We start from the raw sequence: 21,173 nt of genomic DNA on the forward strand, positions 1-21,173 counted from the left end.
GGCACTCACTGACCGGCGTGGCCTCCGGCCCCCGTCTCCATCGTCCCACCGGGGTACGACAATCCAGGCGGGGTCGGCGGTCAGCGCTTTCGGGCCACCCCGGCGAAGGTCGACGTCCAACTCGCGTCCCCGACCTCGTCCCCGTCCTCGGGGTGCCACTCCGGCAGGTACACCACGCCCGGCTCGACCAGCTCCAGATCACCGAACAGCGCGGTGACCTCGCGGCGGGTGCGCATGGTGAAGTCGGTGACGCGGCGCCGGAACTGCTGGGTCGCCTCCTCCGCCTGGTCGGCGTCGCCCTCGAAGCTGGCGTGCGACAGGGCCAGGTAGCTGCCCGGCACGGCCGGTTCCAGGTAGCGGCGGATCAGGCCGGCCGGGTCGTCGGAGCCGGGCAGGAAGTGCAGCACCGCGAACATCAGCACCGCCACCGGCCGGGAGAAGTCCAGCAGGGCCTCGGCCGCCGTCAACACGTCCGAGGGGTTGCGCAGGTCGGCGAGCACGGCGTCCGCGTTCGGCTCGTCGTGCAGGATCGCCCGGCTGTGCGCGACCGCCACCCCGTCGCAGTCGACGTAGACGATCCGCGCGGACGGGTCGTGCCGCCACGCCACCTCGTGCACGTTGCCGGCAGTCGGGATGCCCGACCCCAGGTCGAGGAACTGCGTGATGCCCTGCTCCGCCAGGTAAGTCACCGCGCGACGCAGGTAGTGGCGGTTCGCGCGCAGGATCGCCGGTAAGCCGGGCATCACCTTCGTGATCGCCGCAGCGGCGTCCCGGTCGACCTGGAAGTTGTGCGAGCCGCCCAGGTGCACGTCGTAGACCCGAGCCGCGCTCGGCTTCTGCAAGTCGATCTCGGGACCCACCCACGCCGGTCGCTGCATCCCCAGTTCCTTCCTCGCCAAAGGGAACGTCACGCTATCGCGGCACGGTCTCCGCCGGCACCGGGTCTTCCGACCCCCGCAACACCCACGTTGCCTCCCCGCGCACAGCACATGCTCTTCGGCGAAGCCGACAAGCGGCAGTCCACCGGAGGGGACACAACTCAACTTGGGCTTCTTGCTTTTGTCATCTCCGTATGGCCTGCCCGAAGGGCTACCACAGATTTCCCCGGGTGCAGCCGAAAGTTTTTGCGAGGAACGAGCAAAAAGTTTTAGCGGCACCCGGGGAAATCTGTGGTAGGCTCCGCCAGGCCATACGGAGATGACAAAAGCAAGAAGCCCCCGCCGTGGCAGTTGAGTCATCTTTGGTGGCCTGCCCGCCGGCGAGGCTCTTTTCATCTTTGAACCGGAACGCTTCGCTCTCAAGCCGAACGCGCTTCGCGCTCTCAAGATCAAAAGCCAAAAGCGGCGCTCGCCGCGCGGCAGGCCGCCAGCGGGGGGTGAAGGGCGTCGGTTCCCCCGCCGTATGGCCTGGCGGAGCCAACCACATTTTCCAGGGGTTGCCGCTAAAACTTTTGCTCGTTCCTCGCAAAACTTTCGGCTGCAACCCCTGGAAAATGTGGTAGCCCTTCGGGCAGGCCATACGGCGGGGGAACCGAGGCCCTCCACCTGTGGTTGAGACCACCACACAAAAGCCGCGCTGCGCGCCGAAAAGCACGTTTGGGCGAGGGTCGACTTGCGGGACATCGGCTACGCGAAGGCGGCGAGTTGCTCGTCGATCGGGGCGTCGGTGAGACGGTTGGCCAAGGTGGACATGGTGTAGACGCCGATGCCCATCACCACCTCCAACGCGTTCTGGTGGGTGAAACCCTGGGCTGTGAACGCTGCCAAGGCCTCCGGGGACACCGCGCCCGTCGTGTCGAGCACTTCCGTCGTGAACTGGCGGATGGCGTCGAGTCGCTTGTCTTCCAACGGTTTGCCCTCGCGCAGGGCCGTGATCACCGACTGGTCGGCGTTCAGGGATTTCAGGCGGGCGGTGTGCATGGCCACGCACAGGTGGCAGCCGTTGCGGCCGGCTACGGTCATGATCAGGACCTCTCGGGCCAGTGGGTCCAGGGTGGTCTGCTCGAACATGGTGTTGACCTTGAGGAAACCCTCCAGCAGGTGCGGGGAGGTGGCCATCAGGCCCACGGCGGCCGGCAGGTAGCCGAGTTTCTTCGTGGTGCCCTCCATCAGGCGGCGTGAGGCCTCGGGGGCGGTGTCGGGGGTGTGCTGGATGAACGGGGTCTGCTGGGTGGACATGTGGGTCCTTCGCTAAACTCGACAACGTGGTTGACCAAAACGTAAACCAGGTTGTCGAGTTTGGCAAGCGCGAGTCCGGCAGGGGTGTGTTCGGCGATGGCTGAGGACGGGTTCGGCTTCGAGTTGCCGTTGCTGCTGTTCGCCGGGTTCCGCACGATCATCGACCGCCTGCACGCCGAACTGGCTCGTCAGGGGCACCCGGACGTGCGGCCTGCCTACGGGTTCGCGCTCCAGGCGGTCGGGGTGCGCGGTGCCTCGGCCAGTGAGGTCGGGCGGCGGCTGGGGGTGTCCAAGCAGGCGGCGGGCAAGACCGTGGACAAGCTCGAAGGCCTGGGGTACGTCGAGCGCGTGGACGACCCGGTCGACGCCCGGCGCAAGATCGTGCGGTTGACGCCTCGCGGGCTCGACGTGCTCAACCGGTCGGCGGCGATCTTCGAGGAGTTGCGGCGCGAGTGGGTGGACACGCTGGGCGCGCAACGGGTTCGGGAGATGGAGGCGGACCTGCGGACCATGGTTCCGCCCGGGTTCTTCCGGCTTGACGTGGCCGGGTGGTTCGGGGGGTGAGGGGGTGCGCGGCGGCGCACCCCCTGCCGGGGGTCAGAGCCGCACGGTGACGCCTTCGGTCGAGGACTTCAGCGCCGCCTCGGCCACGGCCACGCCGCGCGCCCCGGAGTGCAGGTCGTGCGGGAAGGGCTCGTCGTCCACGACGTGGCGCACGAACCGCTCCCACTGGACCTTGAACCCGTTGTCCCACTCGCCGTTGTCGGGCACCTCGGTCCAGTCGTCGGTGAACCGCTCGGTCACCGGCAGGTCCGGGTTCCACACCGGCTTCGGGGTGGCGGTCCGGTGCTGGGCCTTGCAGTTGCGCAGGCCGGCCACGGCGCTGCCGTGGGTGCCGTCGACCTGGAACTCGACCAGCTCGGTGCGGTCCACGCGCACGCACCACGACGAGTTGACCTGCGCGATCGTCCCGCCTTCGAGGGTGAACAGGCCGTAGGCGGCGTCGTCGGCGGTCGCGGTGTAGGGCTCGCCGTGCTCGTCCCAGCGGCGCGGGATGTGCGTGACGGCCTTCGCGGTGACCGAGTCGATGCGCCCGAACAGGTTCTCCAGCACGTACGCCCAGTGCGGGAACATGTCCATGACGATCCCGCCGCCGTCCTCGGCCCGGTAGTTCCAGGAGGGGCGCTGGGCGGTCTGCCAGTCGCCCTCGAAGACCCAGTAGCCGAACTCGCCCCGGACGGACAGGACGCGGCCGAAGAACCCGCTGTCCAGCAGGCGCTTGAGCTTGAGCAGGCCGGGCAGGAACAGCTTGTCCTGCACGACACCGTGCTTGACGCCGGCCTTGTCCGCCAGTTCGGCCAGCTCGACGGCGTCGGCGAGGGTCTCGGCGGTCGGCTTCTCGGTGTAGACGTGCTTGCCGGCCTCGATCGCGCGCTTGAGGGCGTCGGCGCGGGCGGTGGTGACCTGGGCGTCGAAGTAGACGTCGGCGTCGGACAGAGCCGTGTCCAGGTCGGTGGTCCAGTGCGCGATGTCGTGGCGGGCGGCCAGTTCTTCGAGCTTGGCGGCGTTGCGGCCGACCAGGATCGGCTCGACCTCGACGCGGTCGCCGTTGGCTCGGGCGACACCGCCCTGGTCGCGGATGGCGAGGATGGACCGGGTGAGGTGCTGGCGGTACCCCATGCGGCCGGTCACGCCGTTCATCGCTACGCGCAGGGTCATCGTGGGTCTCCTTCGAGGACGGGGTGGGGGCTGACCTGGACCGACCGCGGGCTCGCGTCGGGGTGCAGTTCGAGGATGGTGATGTCGTTGTCGCCCTGGTGGAGCACGGGTTCGGGGACGTAGAGGGTCCTTTGTGGACCGATGTGCCAGTAGCGGCCGAGGCAGAAGCCGTTGACCCACACGACACCCTTGGTCCAGCCGGTCAGGTCGAGGTAGGCGTCTCGGGGGTCGGTGACGGTGAGGGTGCCGCCGAGGAAGAGCGGGCCGTGGGTGCTGGTGCCGGTGTCCCAGGGGAGTTCCGGGAGGGTGTCGAGGGGGATCGGGGTCGTTTCCCAGCCGTGCACGTACTGGCGTTCGTGCAGGACTCCGCCGAGGATTCCCTTGCGCTCACCGAGGAGTGGGCCGTAGTTGATGCGGCCCATGGCTTCTACGAGCAGTTCGACGGTCACGCCGCCGGGGACGTCGGTGTGGTCGACGGCGGTGGGGTCGGCGGCGCGGGAGAAGACCGCGTGTTCGGTGCCGTCCACGAACAGTTGGGCGCGGTCGCGGAGGTCGCGTAGGCGCAGGGGGAGCGGTGGGCGCGGGCCGGGCAGGGTGGTGCGGTGGAGGAGGAAGCCTTGGTGCTGGTTCAGTTCTTCGAAGCTGGGGACGTGCGGGGTGTGGGTGGTGGGAGTTCGGAAGACGTCCGTCAGGCGGACTGAGCGGGTGAGGGGGACGGTGGCGGCCGGCAGGGTGGCGGGAGGTGGGGGAGGCGGTGCCGGCAGGGGTGCGTACTTGCCGATGACCTCGCGGAACACCCAGTACTTCGGCGTCGGGTTGCCGGCCTCGTCCATCGGGGCGTCGTAGTCGTAGGAGGTCACGGTGGGGCGGTAGGCGCCGTCGTGCACGTCGCCGCCGGCGTTCGCGCCCGCCCAGAAGCCGAAGTTCGTGCCGCCGTGGGCCATGTACAGGTTGACCGACGCGCCGGCGGCCAGCACCTCGTCCAGTGCGGCGGCGGCGTCCTCGGGGGACCTCGTGGTGTGGCGGTCGCCCCAGTGGTCGAACCAGCCGTCCCAGAACTCCATGCAGAACAACGGGTCCCGCGGTCGGTGGCGGCGGAACTCGGCGAACTGGCCGGCCGCGTCGCTGCCGAAGTTGACCGTGCCGAGGGTGTCGGGCACGAGCCCGCCGGTCAGGAACAGGGCCTCGCCGCCGTCGGAGGTGAACAGCGGCACGTCGATGCCGCGCTCCATCAGCCCGTCGCGCAGGTGCCGCAGGTAGGTGTGGTCCGAGCCGTAGGAGCCGTACTCGTTCTCCACCTGGACCATGACGACGTTCCCGCCGCGGGTGGTCTGGCGGGCCGCGATCCGGGGGACGAGCACGTCGAACCAGGAGTCCACGGCGGCCAGGAAGTCCGGGTGCGCGCACCGGAGGGGCCCGGACAGCCACCACGGGAGGCCGCCGTTCTCCCACTCGGCGCAGATGTACGGGCCGGGGCGGACGATCGCGTCCAAGCCCTCGGCGGCGGCCGCGTCCAGGAAGCGGGTCAGGGCGTCCAGGTCGTGGTAGCGGCCCGGGGTGGGCTCGTGGAGGTTCCACGGCACGTACGTCTCGACGGTGTTCAGGCCCATGCCACGCAGTACCGAGAGGCGGCGGGGCCATTGCGCGGGGTGGCTGCGGAAGTAGTGCAGTGCGCCGGACAGCACGCGGTGGGGCCGGCCGTTGCGGACGAAGCCGTTGTCCTGGATGGCGAACGTGGTCATGACCCTTGCTCTTGACAATCGTGGAAAGCGCTTTCAGGCTGCGGCGTGTGGAACCCAGGCGCATGGCACTGAGCACGCTCGGCACCCCTGACCTGTCGCTCGCCGAAGCGGCCCGGCTCGCGGCGGGTGCCGGGTGTGCCGGGTTGGAGATCCGCGTGCACGGCGAAGTGCACGTCGGGATGGACCACCGGGCGGCTCGGCAGGCGCTTGCTCGGGCGGGTGTGGAGGCCGCGTGCCTGGCCGGTTACGCCAAGGTCTGTGCGCCTGGCGAGGACGAGCCGGTGGTGGAGGAACTGCGTGCTCTCATCGGGCTCGCGTCCCGGTTGGGTGCGCCTGGCGTGCGGGTGTTCCCCGGCGGTGACGCGCCGGCCGGGCCGCGTATCGCAGCCGTCCTGCCGGAGTTGCGCGCGGCCGGCGTGCGGCTGCTCGTGGAGACGCATGACACGCACCCGACCGGTGCTGCCGCCGTGCGGTTGGTGGAGTCGTTCGAGGAGCCGGACCGCGTGGCCGTGCTGTGGGACGCCCTGCACCCGTGGCGGCACGGCGAGTCCCCGGCGCAGACCCGTGCCGCGCTCGGCCCGTACCTGGCGTACTTCCAGGTCAAGGACGCTGTGGGGGTGACCGACACCACTCCGGTGCCGCCGGGGGAGGGTGCCGTCCCGCTGGACGAGTGCGCGGCGGCGTTGGGCGACTGGACGGGCTGGGTGTCCCTGGAGTGGGAGCGGCCGTGGTACCCCGGCCTGGGGCCGGTGGACGCGGCGTTGCGCGCGGCCGTCGGGTGGTTCCAGCAGTACGCGCACCGGTCCTCCGCCTGAGTTCGACTGCCGAGGATCGTTCGTTCGCGCGACGGGAGAGTCAATCAGGAACCGATCATTCGATCAGAAAAGAACAGGCTGTTGCCAGGGCGCGGCTGTTGCAGCGTAGTCGCATGCGCACTTGTGCATATATCGTGCGGGCCATGTTGAGCGTGCTCCGGTTCCGCACCTACCGACGCTTGTTCGCCGCCCAGGTCGTCGCGTTGACGGGGACGGGTCTGGCGACGGTGGCGCTCGGGCTGCTCGCGTACCGGTTGGCCGGGCCGGACGCGGGTGCCGTGCTGGGAACCGCCCTGGCGATCAAGATGGTGGCGTACGTGACCGTGGCGCCGCTGTTCGGCGCGGTGGCGGGGTTGGTGCCGCGGCGGGCGTTGCTGGTCGGGCTGGACGTGGTGCGGGCGGTGGTCGCGCTGTCGCTGCCGTTCGTCAGCGAGATCTGGCACGTGTACGTCCTGATCTTCCTGCTCCAGTCCGCGTCGGCGGCGTTCACGCCCGCCTTCCAGGCGACCGTGCCGGACGTGCTGTCGGACGAGGGCGACTACACGCGGGCGCTGACGTTGTCCCGGTTGGCTTACGACCTGGAGACCTTGCTCAGCCCTTCGCTGGCGGCGTTGGCGTTGTTGGTGGTCGACTTCGAGACCTTGTTCGTCGGGACGGCGGTGGGGTTCGCCGGGTCCGCGCTGCTGATCCTGTCGGTGGCCCTGCCGTCGCCGCCGGTCGGTCGGCGTCGCCCCCTGCGGGGGTTGCGGGTGTACTTGGCGACGCCGCGGTTGCGCGGGCTGCTGGCGGTGCACCTCGCTGTCGCGGCGGCCGGGTCGATGGTGCTGGTGAACACCGTTGTGCTGGTGCGGGTGGAGTTGGGTCGGGACGCGGTCGACGTGGCTTTCGCGTTGGCGGCCAACGGGGTCGGGTCCCTGGTGGCGGCGTTGTCCTTGCCGCGGGTGTTGGAGCGGGTGCCGGATCGGCGGATCATGCTCCAGGCCGCCGGGTTGCTCGCGGGGTGCATGGCGGCGGGTGTGTTCGTGGAGTCATGGCCTGCGTTGTTGGTGTTGTGGGCGTTGATGGGTGCCGGTGGGTCGCTGGTGCTGACTCCCGCGTCCCGGTTGTTGCGGCGGTCGGCGGGTTCGGAGGATCGGCCGGCGGTGTTTGCGGCTGATTTCGCTTTGTCGCACTTGTGCTGGCTGGTGTGCTACCCGTTGGCGGGTGTGCTGATGACGTTGGCCGGTTCCGCCGTCACCTTCGCCGTTCTGGGGGGCGTCACGTTGGCGTCCCTGTTCGCGGCTGCGCACCTGTGGCCGGCTCCCGACCTGGAGGTCATCGAGCACACCCACCCGGCGTCGACCAGCGAGGACCACCTGCACGACGCCGTCCTGGTGGGCAACGCCTGGCGCCACTCCCACCGGTTCCACATCGACGACGACCACCTTCGATGGCCGCGCTGACGTCAGGCCGCACGTCGCCGGCCGACCGGGCGCAGGTGGGGCCGGTGGGTCGGGCGTGGGTGGTGTGCGGGTTCGGTGTCCGAGGTGTCGGGCAGGTCCGGGGTGTCGCCCGGGGTAACGGCTCGGCCGTCGTCGGGGTTCCGGCGGCCCCGGTGCACCAGCACGAGGAGGACCAGGCCCACCACGAGGATCCCGTGTGACGTCACCCGCTCCACCGACACGGCCCCGCCCACCAGGTCCGCGAACGAGTACACCCCGACCACCACCACGAACCCCGCCATCACCGGCAGCATCCCGGCCGCCGCCCGGGGCCGCAGGGCCGTCCACAGCAGCCCCAACCCCAGGGCCAGGTTCCACGCGGTGCTCTCGTTGAACAGGTGCCCGGCCTCGTGGGGGCCGTGCAGGCCCAGCAGCTGCGACAAACCCAAGGTCAGCTGTGCCACGGCGACCCCGGCCAGGCCCAGCCTCGGGTACCAGCCGCGCGTCCGAGGTGGCACGGCGGCCAGGATCGAGTCCGTCAGGTCCGGCACCGCCACGGCGGGGCGCAGGCGCAGGGCACGCGTCAGGGCCGTGGCCTGCTCGAACCACGCCCGGCACGCGGGGCAGGTCGACAGGTGCGCGTCGACGTCCGCGGCCGGCTCCTCCTCGCCGTCCAGCCGTGCCGACAACGCCTCCCGGCAGGTCTCGCAGTCCACACCCCTCATTGTCGGCTGGAGGGACGCCGAAGTTCCCGGCTTCGCGCGTGGGATAGCCTCGGGGAGGTGTCGATCAAACGCGACGACGACGCGGTGACGGCCCTGGCGCTGGCGGCCGGCGCGGGGGACCGGGGCGCGTTGGAGCGGTTCGTCCGGGCCACCCAGCGGGACGTGTGGCGGTTGGTCGCCCACCTCACCGACCCCGGCCGGGCCGACGACCTCGCGCAAGAGGTGTACCTGCGGGCGCTGCGGACGCTACCGGCCTTCGAGGGGCGGTCGTCCGCGCGGACCTGGCTGTTGTCGATCGCCCGGCGCACGGTCGTGGACCACCTGCGGGCGGCCGGGGCGCGGCCGGCCATCGCCTGGGCGGTCGACGTGCACCAGGCCTCGGACGCGCGGCCGTCCGCCACGGGGTTCGAGGACGTCGTGGAGCTGAACGTCCTGCTCGCGGGCCTGACCCCGGAACGCCGCGAAGCACTGCTGTTGACGCAGGTCCTGGGCTTGTCCTACGCCGAGGTCGCCGAGATCTGCGGGTGCCCGGTGGGCACGGTCCGGTCGCGGGTGGCGCGTGCTCGCGAGGACCTGATGCGGGCGGAGAACGCCGAACGAACCGGCTGACCGCGCGCAACCCGATCGCGCTCGGCGGGTGTCTTCGTCACCGAGGGGAGTGACCCGCAGGAGAGCATCGCTGCTCTTCGTGGGGGTCCTTCTGGGTGGAGTGCGGGCAGCCGGCGTGGAGAAGGTGTGGCTGGACGGGCCGGTCCGCATGACGCTGGCCCGGAGTGTGCCGCAGATCGGCGCGCCCGAGGCGTGGCAGAGCGGGCACACCGGAAGAGCGCGATCAAGCCCGACATCACCGTGCCGGCGTGGGGATCGTGGCCGCGAAGGCGCGCAACGCGGGCCGAGGTCGCCGTGGTCGCCACGACGTCGTCGGACAGCCCGGACGGCCGTTACAGCGGTGCGGTCGTGGGCCACGGGAGGGGAGTTCGCGTTGCGGACGCCCGTCACGGTCACCAAGGAAGTCGAGAGCCACGACGTCACCCAGATGCCCGAACCGGACGCGTTCCCGCCGTGTTCGGACCGCTTTCCCGCCGACCCGACGGATCCACGAGTGGGCGGGCCAGGCCGAGTACGTCCTCCACGCGCAGGCGAACCGGTCCGGGGTGTCGGACCTGTCCACCAGCGTCACGGCGGACTGGACCTTCACCTCCGACACGGTCGCCGGCGACCCGGTGGCGTTGCCGTTGCCGGCCGTGCGGTTCGCCCCGGTGCTGGACGACCTGAACCGGGCACGGGCGGGCCGCACGTTCGCGTTCCCGGTGTGCGTGCAGCGCAACGGGGGCCGCCACGCCCGGTGACGTGTGGGCGTCGGTGCAGGTGTCCTGCGACGACGGCGGGTCGTGGCGGCCGGTGTCCGTTGGTGGCGCTCGGTGAGCGGTGGATGGCGGCGGTGACGATCGTCCGCGCCTGCGGGCTGCACTGACCGGCGTCAGTCCAGCTTGTTGGTCAGGACCCGATCGGGCCACCCGGAACGCATCAGCTCGGCCGCGGCGCAGTCGGGCTTCCGGGTGGCCTGGTCGCGGGCCTGTGCCAGGAACTTCTCGGCGAACCCCAGGCGCGGGTAGCGCCCCAGCACCTCTTCGGTGAACTCGGGCGTGAACAGCTCCAACCGCCGCCCGGACACGTCCGCGCTGACCGCGATCTGCAACAGGTGGGCCTCGACGTCGTGCTCGGGCGGCACGTCGTCGCGCATGTGCAGCACGATGACCTCGTTCAACCGCTCGCGCCGCGCGGTGTCCCACCCGGCCCCGGCGGCGAGCACCTTGGCCAGCTGCCCGCCGGCCTCCTCGAACGCGATCCGGTGGCTGTCGAAGAAGGGCGTCAGGGCGAGGTCGTGCATGAGCGCGGCGACGTAGAGCAACTCGTCGTCGTAGCCGGTGATCCCGGCGGAAGCCCCGTACGCGACGGCCCACGAGTAGGCGCGCAGCGAGTGGTTGCGCAACCAGGGCTCGGCGAACTCGGTGCACACCTCGAACGCCGCCTGCGCCGCTCTCGTGTCAGGTCCAGTGAAGAAGTCCACGCGGCAGAGCGTAGGTGTCCACAGCCTGTCGCCCCAGGCAAAAGGCGTCACGTGAACCACAAGATCGCGCCGGCCACGAGCAGGAACCACAACGCCACCGGCAGTGCGCCGCCCGGGCGTGAAGTGACCTCGCCACCGTGCGGGGACAGGTCGTGCAACCGCCGGGCGACGGCACCCAGCTCGGCCACGTCCCGGCGGCTCGGGGCGAGCGTGAAGCGCGTGCCCGACTCCAGCTCCAGGACCAGTCGATCGCCGACCCGGCGGATGGACGTGACCTCCGACCACGGCACCCGGTAGATCCGCAGCCACGACCGGATCGCCGCGTGATCTTGGTGGAAGACCGCCGACGGCCGCCCCCGCAGCCACCCGGCCACCAAGCACGTGCCGCCCGTCCACAGCACGGTGATCACCGCCGGACCGTCCAGGAACGCCGCGCCCGCGGTGCAGACGACCGCCGCCAGGAACAGCCAGCGCCCGGCGCGGACGTCCCGGTCCGCCGGGTGCACCGGCATCGGCAGCGGCGGGACCTCCAGGGCCACGCCCAGCAGCTCCTCGCCCGGGTCGTCGGGGTTGGGCAGCACGCGGTGGTGCGGGCGCAGCGGACGGGTGGGCAGCAGGGCCTGGTCCGGGGTCACCAGCACCACCCAGCCGCCGTGGCTCAGGTCGCCCACCGCGAGCATCCGCTCGTCCTCGAACCGCCCCGAGACCGGCATCGACGCGAACGGCCGGCCGTCCACGGTGTGCAGCACGGCCCGGCCCCGCAGGTCCGCCCGGACCAGGACCTCGACGGCGGGCGCGGGCCCGTGCAGCACGCGTTCCGCCGCCCGGCGCGCCGAGACGTCCCGCAGCCGCAGGAACACCGCCATCCCCAGCGCCACGGCCATGACGGTGAGCGGGAAGGTCACGTCCTCGGGCTCGGACACCAGTTCCGCCCAGTCCTCGTCCGTCCGCACCGGCACCGACCGGCCCACCCCGTACGACTCGGGCGAGAGCACCGGGAAGCTGCGCTCACCGGAGGGCAGCGCCACCTTCACCGCGTACTGCTCGACCGCCACCACCCGCGCGCTGACCTCGACCGCCGCCGTCTCGTGGTCGGCCAGCGCCGAGGCCACCACGGCGTACCGCACGAACGCGAGCACCCCGACCACGAGCATCAGCCCGGCCACCAACGACCGCCCGGTGAACCGCGGCGGCACCGGTCGCGACACCGTCACCACCGTGCTGACCTCGCCGAACACCCGGTGCTGCGCCCGCCGCGCCTCGACCAGCCACAACGCGACCACCGCGCACGCCAGCCCGTGCAGCAGGAAGGCGAGCCGGATGCCGTCGTGCTCCTCGAACGCCACCTCCAGCAGCCCGAACAACGCCCCGACGCAGCACCCGAGCACGGGTTCGCGCCACAGCAGCACCGGCGTCGCCAGCACCAGCGCCGCCGCCACGGAGAAGCCCGCGTCGGGCAGGCACGGCGAGGCGGGGGTGCAGGTCACGGGGATGGACACGGCGTACCCGAACGCCACGCACCACCCGACGACCAGCACACCCCGGTACACCCAGAACGGCACGGCGGGCGCCTCCCACCGTCGCAGGTGCTCCGCGGTGAAGGGTCGGCTCATGCCCCAAATCCTGCGTTACGACACGACCCCGTCCGCCACCAGCCCCGCGTAGATGGCCTCGCTGACCGTCGTCAGCGCCGACAACGGCCTGATCATCACGGTGAACGTGCCGATCCGGCCGTCGGCGTCGAGCTGGATCAGGTCGATGCCGTCGACCTGCTTGCCGTTGACGACGGTCCGGAACCGCAGCACGTGCCCGTCCGGCCCGCCGTCGTACTGGCCGACGTACTCGAAGTCCTGGAACGTCCGCTGGAGGACCCCGAACAGCGCCCGCACCACCTCCACGCCCTCGAACGGCTTGAACTTGACCGGGCTGTGGAAGGTGATGTCGTCGGCGAACAACGCGGTGGCGCCCGCGAAGTCACCGGCCTCGATCGCGGCCTTGAACTGCTCTGCAGCGTTCACTCGTACTCCCTCAGATCGTCGCGGCCAGGCGCGTGCCCTGGTCGATCGCCCTCTTGGCGTCCAGCTCGGCGGCGACGTCCGCGCCCCCGACCACGTGCGTCACCACACCGCGCTCGGCCAGGGCGTCCACCAGGTCCCGCACGGACTCCTGCCCCGCGCACACCACGACCGCGTCCACCTCCAGCACGCGCGGCCGTTCCCGCTTCGGCCCGAACGAGATGTGCAGCGCGCCCGGCTCGATGCGCTCGTAGTTCACGCCGGTCAGCTGCTCGACCCGTTTGGCCTGCAACGCGGCCCGGTGCACCCAGCCGGTGGTCTTGCCCAGCCCCTTGCCGATGCGGGACTCCTTGCGCTGCAGCAGGAACACCTGCCGCGCCGGCTCGGCGGGCTTGGGTGTCGTCACGCCACCCCGGGCGTGTGCCGGGTCGCCGACACCCCACTCCGCGCGCCATTCGTCCAGGTCGAGGGCGGGGGAGGTGGCGTGGGTGAGGAATTCGCTGACGTCCACCCCGATGCCGCCTGCGCCGATCACGGCCACCCGCTTGCCCACGGGAGCGCCGTTGCGCACCACGTCGACGTAGGACAACGCGTGCTCGACGCCCGGGATCGCGGGCACCCGCGGCGCGACGCCGGTCGCGACCACGACCTCGTCGAACCCGGTCAGGTCGTCGACCGAGGCGCGCTTGCCCAGGTGCAGCTTGACGCCGGTGAGCTCGACGCGACGGCGGTAGTAGCGGATCGTCTCGGCGAACTCCTCCTTGCCGGGGATGCGCCGGGCGATCGCGAACTGACCGCCGATGTCGTCCTCGGCCTCGAACAACTCCACGTCGTGCCCGCGCTCGGCCAGCGCGACCGAGGTCGCCAGCCCCGCCGGCCCCGCACCCACCACCGCGACCCGCTTCGCGCGGCGCGTGGGCAGCAGGGTGAGCGTGGTCTCCCGGCCCGCGCGCGGGTTGACCATGCAGGAGGCCTTCTTCAGGGCGAAGGTGTGGTCCAGGCAGGCCTGGTTGCACGCGATGCACGTGTTGATCTCGTCCACGCGCCCCGACTCGGCCTTGCGCACCCACTCCGGGTCGGCCAGGAACGGCCGTGCCATGGACACCATGTCCGCGTCGCCGCGCGCCAGGACCTCCTCGGCGACCTGGGGCATGTTGATCCGGTTCGAGGTGACGACCGGGATGGTCACGTGCGGCTTGAGCCGGGCCGTGACGTGGGCGAACGCCGCGCGCGGCACCGACGTGACGATGGTCGGCACGCGGGCCTCGTGCCAGCCGATGCCGGTGTTGATGATCGTCGCGCCGGCCCTCTCGACCTCCTGGCCGAGGGCGACGACTTCGTCCCAGGTCTGGCCGTCCTCGACCAGGTCGAGCATGGACAGCCGGTAGATGATGATGAAGTCGTCTCCGACCGCCTCGCGGCAGCGGCGGACGACCTCGACGGCGAGGCGGCGGCGGTTCTCCGGGGTGCCGCCCCAGCGGTCGGTGCGCTTGTTGGTGCGCGGGGCGAGGAACTGGTTGATGAAGTAGCCCTCCGAGCCCATGATCTCGACGCCGTCGTAGCCGGCTTCGCGGGCCAGGGCGGTGCTGCGGGCGAAGGCGGAGATCTGGCTCTGGATGCCGCGCTCGGACAGCGCGCGGGGCCGGAACTTCGAGATCGGGGCCTTGATCGCGGAAGCCGAGACGGACAGCGGGTGGTAGGAGTAGCGGCCCGCGTGCAGGAGTTGGAGCGCGATCTTGCCGCCGGCGTCGTGGACCTTGTCCGTGATGATCCGGTGGTTCCTCGCTTCCGCGGTGGTCGAGAGCTTGGACGAGAACGGGTAGAACCAGCCCGCGCGGTTGGGCGAGAACCCGCCGGTGACCATCAGGCCCACGCCACCGCGGGCGCGTTCGGCGAAGTACTCGGCCAGGGCGGGGAAGTCCTTGGCGCGGTCCTCCATGCCGGTGTGCATGGAACCCATCAGCACCCGGTTGGGCAGGGTGGTGAACCCGAGGTCCAGGGGGCTGAGCAGGGTGGGGTAGTCGGTCATCGCACTCCGTCCTCTCGCGACTCGCGCCGCACGTCCCCCCGCATGGCCTCCAGCACCTCGTCACACCACTCGACGAGGGCTTGCTCGGCCCGGATGCCGCCGCGCAGGACGAGGTACTGGTGCAGCCGGCGTCCGTGCAGGGCGGACGGGTCGGGGAAGTCCTTCTTCTCGATGGCGCGGAACACGTCGAGCCGTTCGGCGTGCTGGTCGCGGTGCCGGGCGACTTCGGCGGCGACCTGGTCCGGGTCGCCCAGGGAGGCACCGCGGACCTTGACCGAGAGGTCGTGCCGGATGGTCGCCGGTTCGCCCGCTTCCTCCAGCCACCTGCGCAGCTCCTGCCGTCCGGGCTCGCTGACGCGGTAGACCTTCTTGTCCGGGCGGCCGTCCTGGGTGATTTCTTCGGCGGTCACCCAGTGCAGCTCGTCCATGCGCTTGAGGGTGCGGTAGATCTGCTGGTGGGTGGCGGCCCAGAAGAAGCCGATGGACTTGTCGAACCGGCGGGCCAGCTCGTAGCCGGTGCCGGGTCGCTCGTCCAGGGAGACCAGGATCGCGTGCTCCAACGCCATGCTACTGAACGGTAATGTGCAACGGCGTGCTGTGCAACTAGTTGCATACGAGCACTGCGGTTCAGGGATGGGTCGGTGGCCGCCGGCGGGTGTCGATGAGGGTGGACAGGCCGTCCAGGATGCGGGTCAGGCCGAAGGTCCAGCCGTTGTCGGGGGTGTTGTCGGTCGTCGTGGCGGCTTCCGTGGCTGCCGCGAACAGGGCCGGGAAGCGGTCGCGGTGGCGGTGGAGGACTTCGCGGAGGTGTTTGTCCGTGGTCCAGGGTTGGGTGCCGGCCGTTGCCGAGGACTGGGTGTTGCGGATGTGGCCGCTGAGCAGGAACACCGCGTCCATGCGTTCCGCGCCGGTCAGGCCGGTGTCGGCCAGGGCCGCCACCGCGGATTCCGTCCAGCCGACCTCGCGGGGGCCGGTGGGGCGTTCGCCGGTCGTCGCGGCGGGTAGCCACGGGTGGCGGCGCCAGGTTTCGCGCATCAGTTCGGCCCACCGGGTCAGGCGGGCGCGCCAGCCGGGGATGGGGGAGAGGTCCGGCGGGTCGCCCACCGCGGACTCGATCATCACGGCGACCAGGTCCGCCTTGCTGGCCACGTGCCGGTAGAGCGCCATCTTCGTGACGTCCAGGCGTGCGGCCACGTTCTGCATCGACACGGCCGCCATGCCCTCGCTGTCGGCGACCTCGATGGCGGCGGCGGCGATGCGGTCCACCGTGAGTGCGAGGCGTTGCGGCCGGCCGCCCCGGTCGCGCGGCTCCCACAGCAGGTCCACGTTCTCCGCCACGCGCGCCACCTTCGCCAATTCGGGGCTTGCGCCCGTTGTCGATCTGTGTCTACCGTACACCCAGTGTCCGCCGGACACACAAGTTTCCAGAGGACACTCCAGTGTCCCGTGGTACCGATGGGGGTAGCACCGCATGTCCGTCAAGATGTTCGTCAACCTGCCGATCACCGACCAGGCCAAGTCCATCGCCTTCTTCGAGGCCATCGGCTTCCGGCACAACCCGAAGTTCACCGGCGAGGACTCCACCTGCATCGTCTTCGGCGACGACGTCTACGCGATGCTGGTCAGCCACGAGTTCTTCAAGACCACCAGCAAGCGCGAGGTCGCCGACGCGGCCACCGTCGCCGAAGCCGTCATCGCCCTGGGCGTCGACAGCCGGGACGAGGTGGACGCCCTGGTGGACAAGGCGGTCGCGGCGGGCGGCCGGGACGGCGACACCCAGGACCACGGCTTCATGTACGGCCGCGGCTTCACCGACCTCGACGGCCACCAGTGGGAGATCTTCTGGATGGACCCCGCCGCCGCTGAATGACCTGCGAGCGTGCGACGACGGCGGGCGGTTCCCGAGGGGCGGGACCGCCCGCCGTCCCGTTGAAAGCGCGGTGGACGTCGGAGACGGGCTAGCGGCCGAAGAGGCCGACGAGGGTGCCCTTGGCCAGCACGTGACCGCGCACCGCCGCGTGCACGTCCTCCGCGGTCGCGTCCTCGGGCAGCTCCACCGGCCGGTCCACGGCGAACACGCGGAAGAAGTACCGGTGCGGCTCGTCGCCCACCGGGGGACGCGGACCGCCCCACCCGGGCTCGCCGAAGCCGTTGCGCCCGGCCTTGGCGCCCGACGGCACGGAGCCCTCGGCGAAGGAGTTCACCTCGGGCGGGACGCCGGTGACCACCCAGTGCGTGAACGTGCCACCGGGCGCGTCCGGGTCCTCGCACAGCACGACCACCTCCCGGGTCCCCGGCGGCACGTCGTCCCACTGCAACGGCGGGGACGTGTTGCCGCCGTCGTAGGAGAACCGGGCCGGGATCAGGGTGTGGCCGCTGAACGCGGCGCTGCGGGCGTGCAGACCGCCGTCGTCCTCCTCGCCGCCACCGCCGCCGCGCGGTCCGGCCGCCCGTTCGCCCGCCGCGTTGGGCGGGTAGGCGAGCCGGACGTCCAGTGCCCCCTCGTAGTCGTGGGTGTCGGGGTTGGGCATGGGTCGTCACTCCTCCCGTTCGTCCACCCCCGAGGCCTACCCATCGCGCCCGGCCCTACACCCCCCGCTGCTCACGGCCGCGACCGGCGGCCCCGACGCGCACGGCGTCGAAGTTCACACGATCGGGTGACGGTACGCGTGCTGGTCAGTGGCGGGTGGCCAGGCGGGTGGCGGCTTCCTCCAGCGTCTCCTGCCGCTTGCACACCGCGAACCGCACCCACCGGTCCACCTCCGGCACCGGCGCGGAGTAGAACACCGACAGCGGCAGCGCCGCCACCCCGCCGTCCACGACCACCCGGTCGCACCACTCCGACGCCGGTTCCCCCACGTCCGCCAGCAGGTAGAACGGCGAGGCCGCCGGCTTGGTCGCGATCCCGATGCCGGTCAGCGCGTCCGCGAACCACCCGGCCCGCTCGTGCAGACCGGCCGCGACCGCACCGGTCACGCTGTCCACAGTGGACGCGCCCAGCACGGACGCCGCCGCCACCTGCAACGGCACGGCCGGGCAGAACGTGACGTACTGGTGCACCGCCCGGATCCGCCGCGTCAACCCGGGTCCGGCGATGGCCCACCCGACGCGCCACCCGGTGGCCGCCAACGACTTCGACACCGACGAGATCTTCACCCGCAACTCGGGATCGGCGACCACGTCCAGCACACCGCGCGGCCGTGAGGTCAGCAACTGCTCGTACGTCTCGTCCGACACGACCACGATGCCGCGCGAGGAAGCCAACTCGGCCAACGCGTCCCACTCGTCGTCGGTCAGCACTCGCCCCAACGGGTTCCACGGGCTGTTCACCACGACAACCCGGGTCCGCGGAGTAACCGCCCCCGCCAACAACGAAGCGAAAGACCCGTCCAACGACGTCAGCCGCACGGGCACCGGCACACCACCAGCCGCCACCACAGCCGGCGCGTACTGCTCGTAAGCGGGCTCCACCACCAAAGCCTCGTCACCGGGCGACAAGAGAGCAGCCATGGTGCAGTGCAACGCCTCCGTCGCCCCGGCCGTGACGGTCACCTCGGTCTCCGCCGAGTACCCCGACGCCACCGCCTCGCGCAAAGCGAGGACACCCGCGCTCGGCATGTACTGGTGCACGCCGGGGTCCGCCGAGACGGCGGCCAACGCCGCCAACAGCTCGGCCGGGGGGCCGTGGTCGAAGACGCCCTGCGCCAGGTTGATCGCGCCGTGCCGGGCGGCCAGCGCCGGGATGCGCACGAACATCGACTCCACGGCCGTACACCTACCTCTCCGTCGCGGGACCGGAACCCCTCCGGCTCCGCACCACCTGCACGGTCAGCGCGACCGCCAGCACCACCACCGCGTACAGCGACCGCCACCCGGACTGCACCAGGCTCGCCGCCAGCACCAGCAGCAGCACCAGGTTCAGCACCGAGCGCACGGTGAACCCGCGCACCCGCGCGTAGGACACGATCGACAGCAGGTACAGCACGATGAAGATCGCCGACGCCGTCGCCACCGCGTCCACCACGACGCCCGGCCACACCACCAGCACCGTCCCCACCACCAGGAACAGCCCGGACAACAGGAACACCGCCCGGCGCGGCACCCCCGAGCCGGACGTCACCGCCAGCGAGCGCGGCAGGATGCCGGACGCGCCGGCGCCCTGCACCAGCCGCGACACCCCCCACACCCACGCCACCGCGTTGAGCACCATCGCGCCGAACGCGATCACCGTCACCGCCAGCACCACCAGTTGCCGGGGCTCGATGGTCCGGGCCAGCTGCAGCAGCCCGGTCACCTCGTCCACCTCGCCGCGCGGGATGCGCACCGCGATGGCTACCGTCAACAGGATGGTGAACAGCCCGTACACGCCCAGCGCCGTCGCCGACACCGGAAGGAAGTCGCGCCGCGGGTCCCGGAACTCGCGGGACAGGAACGTCAGGTTCTCGAACCCCGCGAACGCCCAGAACGCCAGCACCACCCCCGGCAGCAGCACCCCCAGCGACGACACGTCCGGCGTCACGGCAGGCAGCCCCGAGGACACGTCCGGGATGGCGGCCACGATCAGCACCGCCGCCATCGCCACCAGCGCCCACGTGCCCGCGTTCTGCACCCGCGCCGACGTCTTCACCCCGGCCAGGTTGGACGCCACCGCCGCCACCAGCACCGCCGCCGCCGCGACCACCGCCACCAGCGACCCGGCGCCCAGCGCCTGCGCCACGTACCGCCCGGCCACCATCGCCCCGGACGGCAGGCCGACCACGACCAGCGCCAGGAACATCAGCGGCACGCACCGCCCGAACACCGCGCCCAGGCCGTCCCGGATGAACGCCTCGATGCCGTCGCCATCGGGGTTGGCGCGGACCATGTCCTCGAACATCAACAGCATGGGCAGGCACACCACCGTGGACAGCAGCCACACCAGCAGGCTGTTCCCGCCCGCCTCGGCGTAGACCGCGGAGGGCAGGAACAGGATCCCCGACCCCGCCACCGACCCGATCGCCAACGGGATCGCCTGCCGCCTGGTTAACCCTGCGGACTGGCTGACGCCTCGCTCTGCCATGTACCTCGTTCACCCCACGGGATCATGCGATCTCGGTTGAGCACCCCGCGGGGGTCGAAGAGCTGTTTGAGCCGCCCCATGAGGGCGATCTCCTCCGCGGACCTCGTGTACCCCAGGTACGAGCGCTTCTCGAACCCCACACCGTGCTCAGCCGAGATCGAGCCACCACTTTCGGTGACGAGACGATACACAATGTGTTCGACTTCGGGTTTCCGCTCCCGGGTGGTCTCGCCGGTGATGACCGCGATGTGCACGTTGTCGTCACCGAGGTGGCCGAACACCAGCAGCTTCACGGCGGGCCAGGACAGGCGCAGCTCGGCCCGCATGTCGTCCAGGCACTTCTCCAACGACCCGGCGGGCACGCTGACGTCGAACCCGAACAGCGGTTGCATGCGCAGGATCTCCGCCGGGATGCGCTCGCGCGCGGCCCAGAACGCCGCCAGCTCCTGGGCGTTGGTCGCCACGGCCGCGTCCAGCAGCACGTCCGCGCAGCCCTCCACGGCCGCCGCCAGGCGCTCGGCGTCGCCGTCCGGGTCCGCGCCCCGGCACTCCACCAGCACGTACAGCGGGTGCCCGAACGGCAGCGGCAGCCGGATGCCGCTCGGTTCGACGGTGCGGTAGGCGTCCTCCCACATCACCTCGAACGCGGTGACCGCGCCGGGCAGCTTGCGCTGCAACGTGTTCAGCAGGGTCAGGGCCGCGTCGACGTCGGCGACCGCGCAGAACGCGCCGGTGCGGGTCAGCGAGCCGGGCTTGAGGCCCAGCGTCGCCGAGGTGACCACGCCCAGCAGGCCCTCGCTGCCGATGAACAGCTGCTTGAGGTCCATGCCCGCGTTGTCCTTGACCAGCGGCGTGGACAGGGTCAGCACCGTGCCGTCGACCAGCGCGACCTCCAGCGACCGCACGTGCTGGCGGGTCATGCCGAAACCGACCACGTTCACGCCGCCCGCGTTGGTCGCCACGCACCCGCCGATGGTGGCGCTGCCCTTGGACGCCAGGTCGATCGGCAGCAGCAACCCGTGCTGTGCCACCAGGTCCTGCACGTCCGCCAGGGTCGCGCCCGCGCCCGCGGTGACCGTCCGCCCGGCCAGGTCGACCGGGGACACGGTGGTCAGCCGTTCGGTGGACAGCACGACCTCCTCCGGTCCCGGCACCGCGCCGCTGACCAGCCCGGTCATGCCGCCCTGGACCACCACCGGCTGGTCGTGGTCGTTGCACAGCTTCAAGACCGCGGCCACTTCCCGCGCGGAAGCCGGTTTCACGACCACGGACGCGTGCCCGACGCGGTCGCTGCCCCACAGGTCCTGCGTGTAGCGGGCGGGTACGTCCTCGGTGAGCACGTGTTCCGCGCCGACCAGGGCCACCAGGTCCTCGACCCGAACCCGTAGTTCCACCACGTT

General features: G+C 71.2%; 21 protein-coding genes. 6 read left to right on the forward strand and 15 right to left on the reverse strand.

The annotated features are described in order from the left end of the window. Positions 1 to 80: 80 nt before the first annotated feature. Both DFJ66_RS37500 and DFJ66_RS37505 read right to left on the reverse strand, forming a co-directional pair. Positions 81 to 878, reverse strand: a complete 798-nt coding sequence (locus DFJ66_RS37500; protein ID WP_121228617.1) for an SAM-dependent methyltransferase — start codon at positions 876 to 878, stop codon at positions 81 to 83. A gap of 747 nt (positions 879 to 1,625) precedes the next feature. Further along, positions 1,626 to 2,177, reverse strand: coding sequence for a carboxymuconolactone decarboxylase family protein (locus DFJ66_RS37505; RefSeq protein ID WP_121228619.1), 552 nt, complete (start codon positions 2,175 to 2,177; stop codon positions 1,626 to 1,628). Between the two features lie 96 nt (positions 2,178 to 2,273). Here DFJ66_RS37505 and DFJ66_RS37510 point away from each other — a divergent pair, with 96 nt between their 5' ends. Then, entirely contained in the window at positions 2,274 to 2,741 is a 468-nt protein-coding gene (locus tag DFJ66_RS37510; RefSeq protein WP_121228621.1) for a MarR family winged helix-turn-helix transcriptional regulator, read from the forward strand. A 33-nt stretch (positions 2,742 to 2,774) separates the two neighbouring features. On the opposite strand, the gene DFJ66_RS37515 is transcribed toward DFJ66_RS37510, so the two are convergent. Next, on the reverse strand, positions 2,775 to 3,896 hold the full coding sequence (locus tag DFJ66_RS37515; protein ID WP_211351442.1) for a Gfo/Idh/MocA family protein: 1,122 nt from the start codon (positions 3,894 to 3,896) through the stop codon (positions 2,775 to 2,777). Continuing rightward, positions 3,893 to 5,638: a glycoside hydrolase family 35 protein gene (locus tag DFJ66_RS37520; RefSeq protein WP_121228623.1), complete on the reverse strand. Its 1,746-nt coding sequence runs from the start codon at positions 5,636 to 5,638 to the stop codon at positions 3,893 to 3,895. The genes DFJ66_RS37515 and DFJ66_RS37520 overlap by 4 nt, the downstream gene beginning before the upstream one ends. A gap of 62 nt (positions 5,639 to 5,700) precedes the next feature. Between DFJ66_RS37520 and DFJ66_RS37525 the strand changes: the two genes are divergently transcribed. Both DFJ66_RS37525 and DFJ66_RS37530 read left to right on the forward strand, forming a co-directional pair. Next, entirely contained in the window at positions 5,701 to 6,453 is a 753-nt protein-coding gene (locus DFJ66_RS37525) for a sugar phosphate isomerase/epimerase family protein (RefSeq protein ID WP_121228625.1), read from the forward strand. Positions 6,454 to 6,596: 143 nt separating this feature from the next. Then, on the forward strand, positions 6,597 to 7,895 hold the full coding sequence (locus DFJ66_RS37530) for an MFS transporter (protein WP_121228627.1): 1,299 nt from the start codon (positions 6,597 to 6,599) through the stop codon (positions 7,893 to 7,895). Positions 7,896 to 7,897: 2 nt separating this feature from the next. Here DFJ66_RS37530 and DFJ66_RS37535 read toward each other — a convergent pair whose 3' ends face one another. Continuing rightward, positions 7,898 to 8,599 (reverse strand): zf-HC2 domain-containing protein, encoded by a 702-nt coding sequence (locus DFJ66_RS37535; RefSeq protein WP_397556303.1) that lies wholly within the window; start codon positions 8,597 to 8,599, stop codon positions 7,898 to 7,900. Between the two features lie 57 nt (positions 8,600 to 8,656). Between DFJ66_RS37535 and sigC the strand changes: the two genes are divergently transcribed. Continuing rightward, a complete protein-coding gene (sigC, locus tag DFJ66_RS37540; RefSeq protein WP_121228631.1) occupies positions 8,657 to 9,208 on the forward strand; it encodes an RNA polymerase sigma factor SigC in 552 nt (183 codons plus the stop codon). A 545-nt stretch (positions 9,209 to 9,753) separates the two neighbouring features. Further along, positions 9,754 to 9,948 (forward strand): hypothetical protein, encoded by a 195-nt coding sequence (locus DFJ66_RS37545; protein ID WP_121228633.1) that lies wholly within the window; start codon positions 9,754 to 9,756, stop codon positions 9,946 to 9,948. Between the two features lie 131 nt (positions 9,949 to 10,079). On the opposite strand, the gene DFJ66_RS37550 is transcribed toward DFJ66_RS37545, so the two are convergent. The 6 genes from DFJ66_RS37550 to DFJ66_RS37575 form a co-directional block, all read right to left on the reverse strand. Then, positions 10,080 to 10,670, reverse strand: a complete 591-nt coding sequence (locus DFJ66_RS37550) for an HD domain-containing protein (protein WP_170199907.1) — start codon at positions 10,668 to 10,670, stop codon at positions 10,080 to 10,082. A gap of 47 nt (positions 10,671 to 10,717) precedes the next feature. After that, a complete protein-coding gene (locus DFJ66_RS37555) occupies positions 10,718 to 12,283 on the reverse strand; it encodes a hypothetical protein (protein ID WP_121228635.1) in 1,566 nt (521 codons plus the stop codon). 15 nt (positions 12,284 to 12,298) lie between these two features. Beyond that, positions 12,299 to 12,688 carry a nuclear transport factor 2 family protein gene (locus DFJ66_RS37560; protein WP_121228637.1) on the reverse strand — a complete coding sequence of 130 codons (390 nt, stop codon included), beginning with the start codon at positions 12,686 to 12,688 and terminating at the stop codon, positions 12,299 to 12,301. Positions 12,689 to 12,698: 10 nt separating this feature from the next. Beyond that, on the reverse strand, positions 12,699 to 14,714 hold the full coding sequence (locus DFJ66_RS37565) for an NADPH-dependent 2,4-dienoyl-CoA reductase (protein ID WP_121228640.1): 2,016 nt from the start codon (positions 14,712 to 14,714) through the stop codon (positions 12,699 to 12,701). Continuing rightward, positions 14,711 to 15,280: a PadR family transcriptional regulator gene (locus tag DFJ66_RS37570; RefSeq protein ID WP_121228642.1), complete on the reverse strand. Its 570-nt coding sequence runs from the start codon at positions 15,278 to 15,280 to the stop codon at positions 14,711 to 14,713. Before DFJ66_RS37570 ends, DFJ66_RS37565 begins: the two co-directional genes overlap by 4 nt. A gap of 61 nt (positions 15,281 to 15,341) precedes the next feature. Continuing rightward, positions 15,342 to 16,052, reverse strand: a complete 711-nt coding sequence (locus DFJ66_RS37575) for a TetR/AcrR family transcriptional regulator (protein ID WP_246030074.1) — start codon at positions 16,050 to 16,052, stop codon at positions 15,342 to 15,344. 133 nt (positions 16,053 to 16,185) lie between these two features. Here DFJ66_RS37575 and DFJ66_RS37580 point away from each other — a divergent pair, with 133 nt between their 5' ends. Next, entirely contained in the window at positions 16,186 to 16,584 is a 399-nt protein-coding gene (locus tag DFJ66_RS37580; protein WP_121228645.1) for a VOC family protein, read from the forward strand. Between the two features lie 88 nt (positions 16,585 to 16,672). On the opposite strand, the gene DFJ66_RS37585 is transcribed toward DFJ66_RS37580, so the two are convergent. The 4 genes from DFJ66_RS37585 to DFJ66_RS37600 form a co-directional block, all read right to left on the reverse strand. Further along, positions 16,673 to 17,245 (reverse strand): YbhB/YbcL family Raf kinase inhibitor-like protein, encoded by a 573-nt coding sequence (locus tag DFJ66_RS37585; RefSeq protein WP_121228647.1) that lies wholly within the window; start codon positions 17,243 to 17,245, stop codon positions 16,673 to 16,675. 145 nt (positions 17,246 to 17,390) lie between these two features. Continuing rightward, entirely contained in the window at positions 17,391 to 18,470 is a 1,080-nt protein-coding gene (locus DFJ66_RS37590) for a pyridoxal phosphate-dependent aminotransferase (RefSeq protein ID WP_246030291.1), read from the reverse strand. 19 nt (positions 18,471 to 18,489) lie between these two features. Continuing rightward, the gene (locus DFJ66_RS37595; RefSeq protein WP_121228651.1) at positions 18,490 to 19,773 is read right to left on the reverse strand and encodes an APC family permease; all 1,284 of its coding nucleotides are present in this window, start codon (positions 19,771 to 19,773) and stop codon (positions 18,490 to 18,492) included. Then, positions 19,737 to 21,170 carry an FAD-binding oxidoreductase gene (locus DFJ66_RS37600; RefSeq protein ID WP_121228653.1) on the reverse strand — a complete coding sequence of 478 codons (1,434 nt, stop codon included), beginning with the start codon at positions 21,168 to 21,170 and terminating at the stop codon, positions 19,737 to 19,739. The genes DFJ66_RS37595 and DFJ66_RS37600 overlap by 37 nt, the downstream gene beginning before the upstream one ends. Positions 21,171 to 21,173 lie beyond the last annotated feature (3 nt).

The sequence above is a fragment of the Saccharothrix variisporea genome (genome assembly GCF_003634995.1).
Taxonomy (GTDB): Bacteria; Actinomycetota; Actinomycetes; order Mycobacteriales; family Pseudonocardiaceae; genus Actinosynnema; species Actinosynnema variisporeum.